This window comes from Microbulbifer mixtoriginis (SeqCode), assembly GCF_052466865.1.
Window position 1 is genome coordinate 3,823,723 of the sequence record NZ_CP174293.1, and the last position, 14,600, is coordinate 3,838,322.

General features: G+C 51.9%; 14 protein-coding genes. 5 read left to right on the top strand and 9 right to left on the bottom strand.

Translation table 11 applies throughout. The annotated features are described in order from the left end of the window. The first annotated feature begins 256 nt into the window (after positions 1 to 256). Positions 257 to 1,336: an integron integrase gene (locus ACJJJA_RS17300; protein ID WP_444902880.1), complete on the top strand. Its 1,080-nt coding sequence runs from the start codon at positions 257 to 259 to the stop codon at positions 1,334 to 1,336. 59 nt (positions 1,337 to 1,395) lie between these two features. On the opposite strand, the gene aroC is transcribed toward ACJJJA_RS17300, so the two are convergent. Then, positions 1,396 to 2,472 carry a chorismate synthase gene (gene aroC, locus ACJJJA_RS17305; protein ID WP_444902881.1) on the bottom strand — a complete coding sequence of 359 codons (1,077 nt, stop codon included), beginning with the start codon at positions 2,470 to 2,472 and terminating at the stop codon, positions 1,396 to 1,398. A 177-nt stretch (positions 2,473 to 2,649) separates the two neighbouring features. Beyond that, entirely contained in the window at positions 2,650 to 3,573 is a 924-nt protein-coding gene (gene prmB / locus ACJJJA_RS17310) for a 50S ribosomal protein L3 N(5)-glutamine methyltransferase (RefSeq protein WP_444884114.1), read from the bottom strand. A 373-nt stretch (positions 3,574 to 3,946) separates the two neighbouring features. Here prmB and folE point away from each other — a divergent pair, with 373 nt between their 5' ends. Both folE and ACJJJA_RS17320 read left to right on the top strand, forming a co-directional pair. After that, positions 3,947 to 4,492: a GTP cyclohydrolase I FolE gene (gene folE / locus ACJJJA_RS17315; RefSeq protein ID WP_252082843.1), complete on the top strand. Its 546-nt coding sequence runs from the start codon at positions 3,947 to 3,949 to the stop codon at positions 4,490 to 4,492. 59 nt (positions 4,493 to 4,551) lie between these two features. Next, a complete protein-coding gene (locus tag ACJJJA_RS17320; protein WP_252082845.1) occupies positions 4,552 to 4,896 on the top strand; it encodes a 5-carboxymethyl-2-hydroxymuconate Delta-isomerase in 345 nt (114 codons plus the stop codon). On the opposite strand, the gene ACJJJA_RS17325 is transcribed toward ACJJJA_RS17320, so the two are convergent. The 7 genes from ACJJJA_RS17325 to ACJJJA_RS17355 form a co-directional block, all read right to left on the bottom strand. Beyond that, positions 4,893 to 5,759 (bottom strand): alpha/beta fold hydrolase, encoded by an 867-nt coding sequence (locus ACJJJA_RS17325; protein ID WP_444902882.1) that lies wholly within the window; start codon positions 5,757 to 5,759, stop codon positions 4,893 to 4,895. The genes ACJJJA_RS17320 and ACJJJA_RS17325 overlap by 4 nt on opposite strands. A 133-nt stretch (positions 5,760 to 5,892) precedes the next feature. After that, positions 5,893 to 6,351, bottom strand: coding sequence for a phosphohistidine phosphatase SixA (sixA, locus tag ACJJJA_RS17330; protein WP_444902883.1), 459 nt, complete (start codon positions 6,349 to 6,351; stop codon positions 5,893 to 5,895). 19 nt (positions 6,352 to 6,370) lie between these two features. Continuing rightward, positions 6,371 to 6,889, bottom strand: coding sequence for a DUF4389 domain-containing protein (locus ACJJJA_RS17335; RefSeq protein WP_444902884.1), 519 nt, complete (start codon positions 6,887 to 6,889; stop codon positions 6,371 to 6,373). A 12-nt stretch (positions 6,890 to 6,901) separates the two neighbouring features. Then, a complete protein-coding gene (locus ACJJJA_RS17340; protein ID WP_252082853.1) occupies positions 6,902 to 7,933 on the bottom strand; it encodes an NAD(P)H-dependent glycerol-3-phosphate dehydrogenase in 1,032 nt (343 codons plus the stop codon). 252 nt (positions 7,934 to 8,185) lie between these two features. Then, positions 8,186 to 10,102 carry a molecular chaperone HtpG gene (gene htpG, locus ACJJJA_RS17345; protein WP_252082854.1) on the bottom strand — a complete coding sequence of 639 codons (1,917 nt, stop codon included), beginning with the start codon at positions 10,100 to 10,102 and terminating at the stop codon, positions 8,186 to 8,188. Between the two features lie 261 nt (positions 10,103 to 10,363). Beyond that, entirely contained in the window at positions 10,364 to 11,575 is a 1,212-nt protein-coding gene (locus ACJJJA_RS17350; protein WP_252082855.1) for a serine hydrolase domain-containing protein, read from the bottom strand. A gap of 246 nt (positions 11,576 to 11,821) precedes the next feature. Beyond that, positions 11,822 to 12,424 carry a peroxiredoxin gene (locus tag ACJJJA_RS17355; RefSeq protein ID WP_252082857.1) on the bottom strand — a complete coding sequence of 201 codons (603 nt, stop codon included), beginning with the start codon at positions 12,422 to 12,424 and terminating at the stop codon, positions 11,822 to 11,824. Positions 12,425 to 12,729: 305 nt separating this feature from the next. On the opposite strand from ACJJJA_RS17355, the gene ACJJJA_RS17360 reads away from it, so the two are divergent. Further along, positions 12,730 to 12,972, top strand: coding sequence for a bacterioferritin-associated ferredoxin (locus tag ACJJJA_RS17360; protein ID WP_435583619.1), 243 nt, complete (start codon positions 12,730 to 12,732; stop codon positions 12,970 to 12,972). A 149-nt stretch (positions 12,973 to 13,121) separates the two neighbouring features. Continuing rightward, positions 13,122 to 14,450 (top strand): DUF2254 domain-containing protein, encoded by a 1,329-nt coding sequence (locus ACJJJA_RS17365; protein WP_444902885.1) that lies wholly within the window; start codon positions 13,122 to 13,124, stop codon positions 14,448 to 14,450. Positions 14,451 to 14,600 lie beyond the last annotated feature (150 nt).

Genomic DNA, 14,600 nt, shown 5'->3' on the forward strand with positions numbered 1-14,600 from the left:
TTTCTTTCAAGATAATCTCAAAAACCTAATAATATCAAAAAGTTAAGATCTTTGGCATAATTTTCAACAGGTAGATATATAGCAGACGCTATATATCTACCTGCTTTTTCTGCTCTTTATAACATTACCAACCCTATAAAAATCAAAGAGATAGATCGTCATCCCCAGAAATAGGAGGAGCTTCTCTTGAATTCTTATATTGACAGCAGAACAAAAGAGTAAATACTGTATATAAAAACAGATAAAGGCCAATATCATGGATGACATTCGCCACAAAATTCCAAGTAAGCCTGAACGCTTTATGGACAATCTGCGATTTCATATTCGAAAACAAGGACTATCGTACCGAACGGAGCAAACTTACACGCATTGGGTTAAACGCTTCATTCATTTCAATAAAAAGAAGCACCCTGCTGATATGGGAGCTGTTGAGATTGAGACGTTTCTCTCTCACCTTGCAGTTCAAGGTCTCTGCTCCGCAAATACACAACGAATAGCTCTGAACGCTTTGATATATCTGTACAAGAGATTCTTAGGTAGGGATATTCAAGCATTGGACTTTAAACTGGCAAAACAACAAAAGTACTTGCCTGTGGTTTATAGCCGTAGAGAAATATCAGCAATTTTGGATCATCTTGAAGGCACTTACAGATTACAAGTTGAGCTAATGTACGGTAGCGGCCTTCGCAGTGCCGAACTGCTTTCTTTACGCGTAAAGGATATAGACTTCGACAGCAATAATATTTTTGTTCGAGGTGGCAAGGGGAATAAGGATCGCACTACAATATTACCTAACGGGCTAATTGTGCAGTTACATAGGCAAATAGAGACTGTTTCCCTATTGCACCAACAAGATCTTTTGGCTGGTTTTGGTTCGGTTTATTTACCTAACGCTTTGGAAAGAAAGCATCCAAGTGCAAGCCGACAACTCGCTTGGCAATACCTTTTCCCTTCCAGCACCATCGGCCAATGTCCTCGCTCAGGTGAAAACAGAAGGCACCATATGCACGCAACAACTTTAGCGCGCCAGGTTCGTATAGCTGTCAAGCTAACGGGAGTCAACAAACCGGCTCGTTGCCATGCATTTCGCCATAGTTTTGCGACTCACTTGCTCGAAGCGGGTTATGACTTGCGTACGATTCAGGAACTGCTAGGGCATTCGGATGTTAGTACTACTGAAATTTATACCCATGTCGTAAATCGGGGAAATAAAGGCGTTTTAAGCCCCTCAGATCGACTGCGCAACATTAATAAAATTGAGGAGGCTGGAGCTAACTATTTTGTTGGGAGTAAAGTAGGGGAAGTACAGGGGCTTAACTTATTGGCTGCATCTTAGCAGCGAGGGTACCGAATACCGGCTTTCGCCGGTATCGCAATAGAAGAAGGCCGATCAAATTATCCTGGTATTACGTCACCATTCTGTGCTCGGTGGCGCAGAGCATGGTCGATCAAAACAAGAGCCATCATTGCTTCAGCAATTGGCGTTGCGCGGATACCTACGCAGGGATCGTGGCGACCTTTGGTAACCACCTCAATAGCATTGCCGGAGCGATCGATACTTCGGCCGGGGATACGCAAGCTGGAAGTGGGTTTCAGGGCAATATGGGCAACAAGATCCTGGCCACTGGAAATACCACCGAGGATGCCACCGGCATTATTGGAGAGGAAACCCTCCTCAGGAGTAATTTCATCGCGATGTTCGGTGCCCTTTTGCTCCACACACTCAAAGCCGGCTCCAATCTCCACCCCTTTCACCGCATTGATACTCATCAAGCCCTGGGCCAGGTCTGCATCCAGGCGATCAAAAATCGGCTCGCCCAGCCCTGCAGGGACGCCGCTGGCGTGTACTGAGATCCTTGCACCGATGGAGTTACCCTCTTTGATCAAGGCTTGCATATAAGCTTCCATCTCGGGTACTCGTTCAGCATCCGGGCAAAAGAATGGATTCTGCTCGACCTGCTCCCAATCCAGTTTTTGCACTTTAATTGGTCCCAGCTGGGACAGGTAACCGCGTACTTCAATACCATACTTCTGCTTAAGCCATTTTTTGGCGATGGCCCCGGCCGCAACACGCATGGCGGTCTCCCGTGCAGAAGAGCGGCCTCCACCGCGGTAGTCGCGAATACCGTATTTTTGCCAGTAGGTGTAATCGGCGTGCGCCGGGCGTACCTGCTCAGCGATATTGCCATAGTCTTTAGAGCGCTGATCCGTATTTTCAACCAACAGGCCAATGGGAGTACCGGTAGTTTTTCCTTCAAACACACCGGATAGAATTTTCACTTGATCCGGTTCACGGCGCTGTGTGGTATAGCGAGAAGTACCCGGCTTTCGGCGGTCCAGCTCCAGCTGGATCTCCTCTTCACTGATCTCCAACCCCGGGGGGCAGCCATCGACGATACAGCCCAAGGCTGGACCATGACTCTCGCCAAAGGTGGTGACGCAAAACAGCTTGCCAAAGGTATTGCCCGACATATGCGACTTTTCCAGATAACGGTTGATAAATTAACAGCGGTTGGCTTTATGCAGAGCCGCGCATTATAAAGGATCTAGCCGCCGCGCGCGGCGTTCAAGGTAAAAAGCACAATTGCTGCAGCTATGTGGCTTTATCAGAGAACCCGGCAATAGCTTTTGCCGGGTTCAGAAAAAGAATTACTCTTTTTCAAAGTGGCTTTGGTAGGCGAGCAGCTCTTCGCGACTAATCACAAACACACCGTGGCCACCATCCTCAAATTCGGGCCACATAAATGGCACTTCCGGGAAGGCCTGTTCCAGAGCTTCCCAACTATTGCCCACCTCACAGACCAGTAAGCCTTCTGGCTGCAGGTGATTGGCGGCCTCACGCAGCAAACGGCGGGTAAAATCAAGACCATCGTCACCGGAACCCAAGGCAATCTCCGGCTCGGCCAGGTATTCTTGCGGCATCTCTGCCAGGTCGCGTGCATCCACATAGGGAGGGTTACACACGATCAACTCGTAACTCATGCCTTGCAAACCACTGAAAAGATCCGACTGCACTGCGCGCACACGCTCGTTGAGCTGGTGGCGATTGATATTCAGCTGTGCCACTTCAATAGCGCCTTCAGAAATATCACTCAGGTCGACTCTCGCTTCAGGGAAGGCCTCTGCACAGGCGAGGCCGATACAGCCACTGCCACAACAGAGGTCGAGGATTGCCAACGGTTCTACATTGAGCCAAGGCTCAAAATTGTGGCGGATCATTTCACCTATAGGGGAACGCGGCACCAACACCCGCTCATCCACATAAAAAGTCATATCGCAAAAATGTGCTTCGTTGGTCAGATAAGCCGCTGGCAAACGCTCGATAAAGCGCCGCTCTAGGAGAGTAAGCACGTCCCGTCTCTCCTCCATGGTCAAACGTGCATGCAGGATTTCCTGCTTACTGTAGGGCGGCAGGTGCAGTGCGTGGGTTACCAGCAGTACCGCCTCGTCCCAGGCATTGTCCGTGCCGTGACCATACCAAAGGCCCGCTTCGCTAAAACGGCTGGCTCCCCAGCGGATATAGTCCAAAACCGTGGTCAGCTCATGCAGGCTGGATTCACGCCTTTCTATCATTGAATCTATCCTTAAGTGCTATGTATCTCATCAAGGCCTATTGTCACTCATTAAGTAGCCTCTGCTGTGGCTATAGAAGCGCCAATCAAGGCACGAGGAGTGTAGTTTGGTTGTTCCAAATAAGCGACGTGTAACGCTGAGTGGCGGTTTAACAGCTGTAACCCGAAGGGCCTAGGCTATTTTTCACCCAACTGCATTGTCGGTCGTTTATGTGGATTCACTCCTTTTGCCTCCCGAGTTCACAATGGCCCCGACAGTAGCGATCAAATTGGTACCAATAGGCCCCTAGGTCCGCGCGGATCTTTACTCTCGGGTTACAAACGCTTAGGGTAGCGCACCCGCCCCCTCGGGCTGAGATGTTGGAAAGAGCAGCATGAACGAACACTACGCACGAATTATTGAAGCAATCGGCGAAGACCTGCAGCGCCCCGGACTCAAAGATACTCCGAAGCGCGCGGCCAAGGCCATGGAATACCTGACCCGCGGCTATCAGCAGACCGTTCAAGAGGTTGTCAGCGACGCACTCTTCCCCAGTGACTGCACCGACATGGTATTGGTCAAGGATATCGAGCTCTACTCCCTGTGCGAGCACCATATGCTGCCATTTATCGGTCGCGCCCACGTGGCCTATATCCCCCAAGGCAAGGTGCTGGGCCTATCCAAGGTAGCGCGTATTGTCGATATGTACGCACGCCGCCTGCAAATCCAGGAGCAGCTGACCACACAGATCGCCAAAACCCTGCAATCTGTCACTAATGCCGCCGGTGTTGGCGTTATTATTGAAGCAAAGCATATGTGTATGATGATGCGCGGCGTGGAGAAGCAGAACTCCGTGATGAAGAGTTCGGCAATGCTGGGCACCTTCCGCGAGAACCAAGCCACACGCAACGAGTTTCTTTCCCTGATCAGCCGCCCTTAAGGCTGCGAGCTAGCAACGTGCGGTCCCCTGGGCCGCCCGCAATCACGGAGTGAGCCACCATGCCCCATCTGGTTATTGAGTACGCCAAGAATCTGGAAGAACGTATTTCTGTCGCCGCCCTGGTCAGCTCAGCTCAAGAGGCAATGCATAGCTCCGGCTTATTCGCCTCCCATACCATCAAGACCCGCGCCAAGCCCTACGACCAATTTATTGCCGGTGAGCACGGCGATAGCTTTATTCACGCGGAAATCCGCCTACTGGCAGGCCGCAACAACCGCGAGCGGGAAGCGTTGAGTTCAGCGGTTTTTAACTGCCTGTGCCAATTTGCCGATGGGGTACCAGCGGTCTCGGTAGAAGTGCGTGAAATGGACCCCGGCAGTTACTCAAAGCGGGTGCCCTTCTAAGCTTCTCCACGCAGGAAGGGACCAAACCACTCGGCAATGCCCTCGGCGCCCTCTTCCATATGCAGGTGATGGCTGCCGGGTATTTCCCTAACCTCGATCGTTTTATAGCTCTCCAACACCGGGCGCAGCCGCTCGATCATATTCGCAATCCCCTCCTTCGCCAGCACCAGGCGCACCGGCATGCTCAGGCGGGATAGAAAAGCGCGCACCTGCGCCTCGTTAAGCTTGGCAGAGGACGCCGCCATCAGGCGCGGATCATTACTCCAGGTGAAGCCACCTTCTAGTGGCAGGGTCCCCCGCTCGGCCAGCGCGCGCGCCGCCCATTCTGTCAGCGGGAACATGCCGTTCATACGCGCTTCTACCGCCCCCTCAAAAGTGGGGTAAATCTTTGCCCTGCGCTGGCTGTAACGGGCACGCTGGGCGATAGCCTTAGCGAGAATATCCGGCGCCTCGCTATCCTTGGTAGCAGGAGGTACCAGGCCATCAATCAGGGCCAAGCGTTTGATGCGTTTGGGAAAGGTACCTGCCGTTATCACACTGGCAATAGCTCCGCGGGAATGGGCCAATAAAGAAAAACTGCGCCAGCCCAGCGCTTCGGAGGCACCAATAATATCCTCAGCTTCTTCCCAAATATTGTAATTAGCATGGGGAGACCGATGGTAGCTGCGCCCATGGCCTGCCATATCCACGGCGACCAAATTAACGCCTTTCAAGAGTGGGGCCAGACGATCAAAGCTGGCGCAATTATCCAGCCATCCGTGCAGTGCCAATACCGGCTCCCCTGTGCCATCCCCCCACTGCTTTGCGGCAATGGTCTTGCTGTCGAATTCCAGGCTGATCTCACGGGGGGCGGCTTGCTTCATGCGCGCTGATTCCAGAAGAAAGTGAATATTAAAGAGCCAGATGGTGCAGGTCCAAAGGCCCGCAGGCAATGACAGTTAGCGCCAGCAACCTAGGGATTTGAAGGCAAAGGGTAAAAACCGGAGGAAAAAATGGTTAGCCGGCGTGCTGTAACCACTGCAACTCAGCACAACCATTGGCCCAGACCTCCGCGCTGACACAGGCGAGGCTGGAAGTCCCCATCGGGTGTTGATTGCCACTACCGCATAGACCGTTCAACAGGCTACCCACCAGTGGTTGATGGCTCACCAGGAGAAGAGGGAAATGATCGGCTTGCTGTTTCTGTAACTTGTCGAGTAGCTGCTGCGGATCGGTATCGCCAATCAGCAGTGACTCGGTAACAACAGGCAACCCCAAGTGGGCGGAGACAATATCAGCTGTCTGCTGAGTGCGCACAAATGGGCTCGCCCAAATAGCGCGCACGGAGGACAACTCCTCAGCGCGCTCTTTGCATACCTGCGCCACCTGCTTACGACCGCGCTCCGTAAGCGCGCGGCCGGCATCGTTACCGTACATGGGTTCGGCCTTACCATGACGCAGGATAAACAGCTGCATTGACTTCGCCTCAATCGGTTTAGTGTGTGTCGCCGCGCTTGTCAGACTCACCCTTCTGCTCACTGAAGGGCGTTGAGGACTCCTCTGCGCTCTCCTCTACCAGCTCGGGCTTACCGTCATCACTACCGAGGATAATGGCCTCCTCAGCTTCTTCTTCCTTTTTGGACTCAGTTTTTTTCTCGGTCTCGGCTTCATCATCGGAAGCCATAACTTCTGCATTAACCTCTTGCGCGCCCTCGTAACCGGAGAGATCGTCCACTTCAGATTCCGGCCACTCTGCAAAAGGAAAAGGCTTTTCCTCAGAGTTGTAAATTAAAAACTGTATCGCCTGGTAAATATAGGAGGCGAGTTGGTCGCCAAAACGACGCAAATTATCATTGGCACTGCCGCCAATAATCGAGAATAGGAACTGCAGCACAACCACCGCGAGTAGCACCCAGCTGGCAATCTGCAGGCAGATCGCAAACAGCACCATATAGATCAGCCGCACCCACTGGTTCCCGGAAGTCAGGTTGCGCTTTAAATCATCATTTTTCATAAGAGGCTTCCATCAAGGCTTGGCCGAGTAGGCCACATCAAAAGTTTGCGCGCCCGACATTAAATTGCGAATTACCTCAGGAATCGGTCGCTCTTCAAATAATATGGCGTGAATTGCGGAAACCAAGGGCATGTAGACGCCCATTTCATCCGCTTTCTTTTTAATCAGACGAACCGTATTCACCCCTTCGGCAACCTGACCGATTTCCGCGACAGCACGATCCAAAGGCTTACCCTTGCCCACCAAATAACCTACCCGGTAGTTACGGCTGAGGTCGGAGGAGCAGGTCAGGATTAAATCGCCAACGCCGGCGAGGCCGATAAAAGTCATAGGATCTGCACCCATAGCCTCGGCAAAGCGCATCATCTCTGCGAGCGAACGGGTAATCAGCAGGCTGATGGTATTTTGCCCCCGGTCCAAGGCCGCCGCCATACCGGTGACAATGGCATAAATATTTTTCAGCGCCCCCGCCAGTTCCACACCAAACACATCGTTACTGGAGTAAACGCGGAAAGTCTCGGAATGCAGTGCGGATTGGATATCCTTGCACAGCGCTTCATCTTCACTGGCAACCACGGTTGCTGTGTAGTGACCCGCGACAATTTCCTTAGCGAAGTTGGGCCCGCTCAGCACCCCCACGCGCATACCCTGGGTCTCCTCGCGCAGGATATCGCTCATCAAATGAAAACTATCGTGCTCTATTCCCTTAGTGGTGGAAATCAACATGGTGCCCGGTTTTAGCAGCGGGGCCACCCGGCGGACCACTTCACGGAAAGATTTACTGGGGATAGCGACAAATACAATATTGCAGTTCCGTACCACTTCCTGCAGGTCGCTGCTGATACAAAGCTCTGGGTGCAGGGCCACTCCGGGCAAATACTTGCTGTTCTCACGGGTTTCCCGACAGGCTTCCGCGCTCTCCGAATCCCGCATCCACTGGCGGGTATCGTGACCATTACCCGCAATAATATTAGCAATGGCCGTACCGAAACTACCGCCGCCCAATACAGCGATGGAGAGAGGGTTGGAAGTTTCCTTTTGCATATTGATACCGATAAAGCTTCTCGAGGGCAGGGATTATAGAGGTATGACCCGCTCATCCCAAAGGGTTCAACTATCAGGATCTTGCGCGTAAAGTTACAAATTAACACGCCAAAAACGGAAAACGGCCCCAGCGGGACAAGCTACCGGTTGCACAACCGGGCTGTTCCGCTGAGGCCGCAGAAATAAAGCGCAAGAACTTCCGAAGAAATCACCGCGCCAGGCTCCTGAAAGCCAATAACAACTGATTAAAACTTAGTCGTGCATTTCCAGCAGCAGTGTATTCAGGCGACGCACATAGTCGGCCGGATCTGTTAGCTGGTTGCCCGCCGCCAAGTTGGCCTGATCCATCAGAATATTGGTGAGATCGGCAAAGCGATCCTCATCCTGCTCCTGATCCAGGCGCTGTACCAGCGGGTGCGATGGGTTAATTTCAAAAATTGGCTTGGCTTCAGGTACCGCCTGTCCGGCCTGTTCGAGGATACGGCGCATCTGCGGACCCATATCCTGCTCACTCACCACCAGACACGCCGGCGAGTCCACCAGGCGAGTGGTAGCGCGTACAGATTCCACACGGCTATCCAGAACAGACTGAACGCGCTCAACCAGCGCACCAGACTCATTCTCAACTTTCTCGCGTTCGGCTTTATCCTCTTCGCTCTCGGCTTCACCCAAATCCAGCGCGCCTTTGGCCACGTCCTGGAACGGCTTGCCATCAAACTCGTTCATATGGCCCACGAACCACTCGTCCACCTGATCGGTGAGCAGCAGCACCTCGATACCCTTCTTACGGAATACTTCCAGGTAGGGGCTGGATTTCGCTGTCGCGAAATTGTCTGCGCACACGTAGTAGATCGCCTTTTGGCCATCTTTCATACGGCTGACGTAGTCTTCCAGGGACTGATCTTGTTTGTCGGTATCGGTATGCGTGGTGGCGAAGCGCAGCAGCTTGGCCACTTTCTCTTTATTGGAGAAATCCTCGGCCGGCCCCTCTTTCAGCACATTGCCAAACAGGTCCCAGAATTTCTGGTACTCGTCACCGTCCTTCTTCGCCAGCTTATCCAGCATATCCAGCACACGCTTAGTCAGTGCGCTTTTGATCGCATCGGTATTGCGGTCTTTTTGCAGGATTTCACGGGAAACGTTTAGCGGCAGATCGTTGGAGTCCAGCACACCCTTCACAAAACGCAGGTACAGCGGCAGGAACTGCTCGGCGTCGTCCATGATAAAGGTGCGTTGTACATAAAGCTTGAGGCCGCGGGCGGCATCGCGCTGGTACAAGTCAAAAGGTGCACGCGCCGGAATATACAGCAGGCTGGTGTAATCCTGCTTGCCCTCAACACGATTGTGGCTCCAGCTGAGTGGATCATCAAAATCGTGGGAAATATGCTTATAGAATTCTTTGTACTCCTCGGCTTTCACTTCGGAGCGTGGGCGGGTCCACAACGCCTGGGCCGCATTGACCGCTTCAAACTCGGGCGCCTTCTCTTCTTTTTCTTCCTCACCCTCTGCCGCCGGCATTTCCTCTTTCAGCATCTCTACCGGAATAGCGATGTGGTCGGAGTACTTTTTAATAATGGAGCGCAGGCGCCAACCATCGGCAAACTCTTTGGCATCTTCTTTCAGGTGCAGAACGACACGGGTACCGCGCTGGGGCAACTCTGCATTTTCTACGGAATATTCCGCTTCGCCGTGACACTCCCAGTGCACACCCTGATCGGCTTCTGCACCTGCGCGACGAGTAAACACATCCACTTTATCGGCGACAATAAATGCTGAGTAAAAACCAACACCAAACTGACCGATCAGGTGCGCGTCTTTTTTCTGGTCACCGGTGAGTTGCTGCATAAAGGCGGAGGTACCGGAGCGAGCGATGGTACCGAGGTTTTCGATCACTTCGTCACGGCTCATACCAATACCGTTATCGGTAATGGTCAGGGTGCCCGCATCTTTATCGAACTCGATACGAATACGCAAATCCGTATCATCGGCAAATAATTCTGGTTTGGACAGTGCCTCAAAGCGCAGTTTGTCAGCGGCATCGGAGGCATTGGATACCAGCTCGCGCAGGAAAATCTCCTTATTGGAGTAGAGCGAGTGGATCATCAGGTGCAGCAGTTGCTTGGCTTCTGTCTGGAACCCGTGGCTCTCTTTGTGGGCCTCAACGGTCATCTGTAGGTCTCCCCATACACGTCAATCGGAACAGGGAGCAAATATTGGGACCTGCTGACAGGTTTCAAGGGCAAAGCTGGAAATAGAGGATATCTGCATGATGCCGTAACGCAAACGGCGCTGACAGTAATTCGCTATTCAGCTGGGACTTTACGGGAAACGGTGGGGTTTCAAGAAGACATTTTAGAGTTGGGACTTCCCCTTAAAGCCCCACCAGCTGGGGCTTTAAGGGGAGCGCATTATTGACTATTGCACAATCAACTAACGCTTGCGACTGGCCTTCGCCTTGAGCGTTGCGGCTTTGCCCTTGCTGCCTGTCACGTCGATCACAAAGTTGGCGGTCATATCGGAGATCACCCGGGATTCGGCATTCAGCAAAATGGCGATACCGATTTTTAGTTTCTCCGAGTAGGCAACTGCCGCACGGAAACCTGCCACCCAGCCACCGTGATAGATAATGCGGTCATCACCAATGGTGTAGAGACGCCAGCCGAGGCCATAACCGGCATGAGATAGGTAATCCCGCCAGATACGATGGCGCATATGGCGCTGAGTGGACACTCGCTCGGTGGTCATATCCTCAATCATTGCGGGAGAAAGTACCTTGGGGTAGTAACCCATTTGTGCTTTCAACCACTGGGCCATATCCGAAATACTGGCGTTGACACCCGCCGCTGGGGCAGCGAAATAGTACTCTTTTTCCACCTTCACCGGACGCCAGCCACTGCCTGTTTGCACATGGGGCGCGGCGCGGTTGTCCGAGGCCATAAAGCTCTCCCAACCTACCGAGGCATTCTGCATTTTCAGCGGTACAAAGATTCGCGTCTTGAGTTGTTTGGCAAAGGTGGTACCTGTCGCCTCAAGAATCACATCTTCAATCAGGCTGAACAGCACATTCTGGTAGCCATAGCATTTTCCCGGAGTACAGCGTGGGTCAATATTCGCGAATTTCGGCAATATTTTGCTGAGCGGTTTATTGTCCTCCAGATAATCATCGTAGGCATTGGGCGTTAAGCCGGAGGAGTGACTGAGTAAATGCTCTACCTGCAGCTGGCGAGACAGGGACGGCGTCTTGAAGCTAAGATCCGGCACATAATTGACTACCTTGTCATCCCAATTAAAGCGCTCCTCATGCTCCAACAGAGTGGCCATACTGGCGGCAAAGGTCTTTGAGACCGAGGCCAGGCGAAAAACGGTATCCGAATCCACCTTACCTTTCTTTCCGCGTGTGCGCACACCGTAAGTGTCCATGGCCACCACCCGGTTGCCATCAACAATGACATAGGCACCACCGGGGATCGACTTGCCAGCCATCATCTTGCGGAAGTATCGATCGAACTCCTTGGCCCTGGCGTCTATATCCATCGCCCGCACAGGTAGCGCCACAGCGCATAGGAGCAGTAGTGAAAGAATGGTACACGCCTTCCAGGCACGTAGGTGGTAGACGATATTTGAAAGAATTGCAGGTCTCATAAGCAAATCGAGCCGCCAAAGCAATCCGGTACATGCAGATAAGACTAGCAGCCAACGGACAAAAACTCTATTTAGGCGCCACGCAGGACTGACTGCTGAATTCTAGTCGCTTGCCATTAGTCTTGTGTGAATCCCCATGCCACCCGCATAGATCTGCGTATTGGCACTCATTAAAACGAAAAAACCGCCTTTCGGCGGTTTTTTCTGCATCGGGACTAGCTTCGAGCTAGCCCAGCGATCTTGAGCTTACAGCTTCTCAGCGTTCTCGCTCAGGTAAGCCGCTACGCCTTCCGGAGAAGCGTTCATACCTTTGTCGCCTTCCTGCCAACCGGCCGGGCAAACTTCGCCATGCTCCTGGTGGAACGCCAGAGCATCAACCATACGCAGCATTTCGTCAACGTTGCGGCCCAACGGCAGATCGTTCACAACCTGGTGACGAACCAAACCTTCCTCATCGATCAGGAAAGAGCCACGGAAAGCAACGCCAGCGTCAGCTTCTACGTCGTACGCCTGGCAGATTTCGTGCTTAACATCGGCAACCAGAGTGTATTTTACAGGGCCGATACCACCGTCGTTGACCGGGGTGTTACGCCATGCGTTGTGAGAGAACTGAGAGTCGATGGAAACACCGATTACCTCAACACCACGCTTTTCGAACTCGGCAAAGCGGTGGTCGAAAGCGATCAGCTCAGAAGGACATACGAAGGTGAAGTCCAGCGGATAGAAGAAAACTACTGCTTTCTTACCTTTAATCGCTTCTTTCAGGTTAAAGGTATCGACGATTTCGCCATTACCCAATACCGCTGCAGCGGTGAAGTCCGGAGCCGGCTTGCCTACCAGTACTGCCATGAAAACCTCCTCAATCCAATAATGGGTTGTTGATAAAGAGAGTGAAGTGTTCAATTTATACGCAACAGCTATAAATTGAATAGGAATTGATAGTGGGCCGCTATGATACACATCCACTTATTGCAGGCCCATAGATTTTTTTAATGAGCCTGATAGCGGAAAAGCTATGCGTGAACCAGACCTCAAAATAGGAAAAAACAACCGGTAATTCGCACAAAAAAGAAACACAGGGGTCGTTTTTTAATCTTTCTGGAATCTTATTGACACTCATTCTCAATTGCAATAGGATTCACATCAGTCTAGTATTGAACAGAAATCGAGCAGAGCCCACCACGATGTATGTATGTATCTGTAAAGGTATAACCGACCGCCAAATTAAAGAGGCTGTCTACGATGGCTCCACATCAGTGAAGGCCTTAAGACGCCAGCTCGGAGTTTCTTCCCAGTGCGGTCGCTGCGCCGAGCAGACCAAGGAAATTATCAGTGAAACCCTGGGTACCGGAATGATTTCCTCTGCCACCAGCGGACTGTTTTACTCCGCCAGCTAAGTTCTCATTTTGGCCGCCGCGCACGAATAGATTGCCATGAATGGCGGCCAGTTGTACCTCAAGCCCTACCCCTGCAGCTTTCCCTAGACTTCTGGCAATCACACTCGGTGCGCTAAGCTGGGTGCACATCAATGTGCTCAGCTTTGCCCATGAAGAAGCACCTCTTACACCTCTATGAACGGCTTCGCTCCAGCTTTTGGAGTGTGCCACTCGTGATGATTCTGTCGGCGTTGCTGCTCGCCTACCTGATGCGTCAGCTGGACGCCCTTTTAAGCGCACTGCCTGTATTTGAAACAGGCCATATCGCCACTCTCGACTGGCTGCATATGACCGACGTTAACAGCGCACGCGCCTTGCTCTCGGTAATTGCCGGTTCAACTATTACAGTTGCCGGTACTGTATTCTCAATTACTGTGGTGGCCCTAACCCTTGCCTCCAACCAGTTTGGCCCTCACCTGGTAAGAAATTTTATCCGCGATCGCAGTACCCAGGGGTCCCTCGGGATCTTTCTCTCAACTTATGTCTATGCACTGGTCACAATGCGCGGTATTGAGGGTAGCACTGGGGAAATCACTACCTATGGCTTTGCTATCCAAGTTGCATTACTGCTCACTCTAATCAGCGTCGGCTACCTCGTTTATTTCATCCACAATGTGGCGCAATCCATCCAAGTGGATAACATCGCCCACCAGATCAACCTGGAATTCCACCAGGCAATAAACCGTGAATACCCAAGCTCAACAGAGCCCAAAAGCGGCGAGCACTTCGATACTGAGCGCCTGGCATTGGGGCCTGGGTGGATCCCCTTACCCACTCCCCGCGGGGGCTATATACAAATCATCGATCGGGAAAAAATGATTGCCATTGCGGAAAAATTTAATTGCTGTGTGCAGGTCCATTGTCACCCAGGCTCCTATGTGCATCACTGGGGACACATCGGCAGAATTTATCAGGGCGACAACCCTGAAAAGATAATTCCACCACTGCAGTCCGCCCTACAAATTGGCGCATTGCCCACTGCCGAGCAGGACATTGTTTTTTCAGTGCGCCAGTTATCACAGATTGCTGTACGTGCACTATCCCCCGGTATTAATGATCCTTTCACAGCCTATTCCTGTGTTGACCGCCTCATTGAGGGGCTGGGTACTGTGCTGCAAAGACCGGAACCTGCGAATTGTTTTACTGACTCCAGCGGAGCTTTACGCCTAATCAGCTGCAAATTGGAATTTGCTCAGCTGCTTGATGCTTCACTGGATGAAATCGTCGAACACGGCCGCGCCAATGGCGTTTTTATGCGCCACTTACTCAACGCATTGGAACATCTCGCCGAAGTTTGCCAAAGGGAAAAAGACAAGACTGCACTATTTAATTATCTGCAACGTCTGGCCAACGACAATAAAAACTTTATTAGGAGTGAAACCGATTCCACTGAAATTCAGCAAATAATATCTGCTATTCAAAAAAAGCTCGCCAGCTGACACTGCAACCTAAACAAGAATCATTTTCGTTGCTATTTTCGGCCAAATTCGTGTTAAAAACCGTGTTTTTTCTGCATTCCGCAGCTAACAACTTCTTCTTGACTTGCCGCAAATCGCAACGCAAACTCGGCCCGGATTGCAGCTATCACC

What these genes read in the sequence shown, in the direction of transcription:
- ACJJJA_RS17335 (WP_444902884.1), bottom strand. Translation starts at nt 6,889, where the DNA reads ATGAAAAATGATGATTTAAAGCGCAACCTGACTTCCGGGAACCAGTGG.
- ACJJJA_RS17300 (WP_444902880.1), top strand. Translation starts at nt 257, where the DNA reads ATGGATGACATTCGCCACAAAATTCCAAGTAAGCCTGAACGCTTTATG.
- ACJJJA_RS17340 (WP_252082853.1), bottom strand. Translation starts at nt 7,933, where the DNA reads ATGCAAAAGGAAACTTCCAACCCTCTCTCCATCGCTGTATTGGGCGGC.
- folE (WP_252082843.1), top strand. Translation starts at nt 3,947, where the DNA reads ATGAACGAACACTACGCACGAATTATTGAAGCAATCGGCGAAGACCTG.
- ACJJJA_RS17350 (WP_252082855.1), bottom strand. Translation starts at nt 11,575, where the DNA reads ATGAGACCTGCAATTCTTTCAAATATCGTCTACCACCTACGTGCCTGG.
- ACJJJA_RS17355 (WP_252082857.1), bottom strand. Translation starts at nt 12,424, where the DNA reads ATGGCAGTACTGGTAGGCAAGCCGGCTCCGGACTTCACCGCTGCAGCG.
- ACJJJA_RS17365 (WP_444902885.1), top strand. Translation starts at nt 13,122, where the DNA reads ATGAAGAAGCACCTCTTACACCTCTATGAACGGCTTCGCTCCAGCTTT.
- prmB (WP_444884114.1), bottom strand. Translation starts at nt 3,573, where the DNA reads ATGATAGAAAGGCGTGAATCCAGCCTGCATGAGCTGACCACGGTTTTG.
- ACJJJA_RS17320 (WP_252082845.1), top strand. Translation starts at nt 4,552, where the DNA reads ATGCCCCATCTGGTTATTGAGTACGCCAAGAATCTGGAAGAACGTATT.
- htpG (WP_252082854.1), bottom strand. Translation starts at nt 10,102, where the DNA reads ATGACCGTTGAGGCCCACAAAGAGAGCCACGGGTTCCAGACAGAAGCC.
- sixA (WP_444902883.1), bottom strand. Translation starts at nt 6,351, where the DNA reads ATGCAGCTGTTTATCCTGCGTCATGGTAAGGCCGAACCCATGTACGGT.
- aroC (WP_444902881.1), bottom strand. Translation starts at nt 2,472, where the DNA reads ATGTCGGGCAATACCTTTGGCAAGCTGTTTTGCGTCACCACCTTTGGC.
- ACJJJA_RS17325 (WP_444902882.1), bottom strand. Translation starts at nt 5,759, where the DNA reads ATGAAGCAAGCCGCCCCCCGTGAGATCAGCCTGGAATTCGACAGCAAG.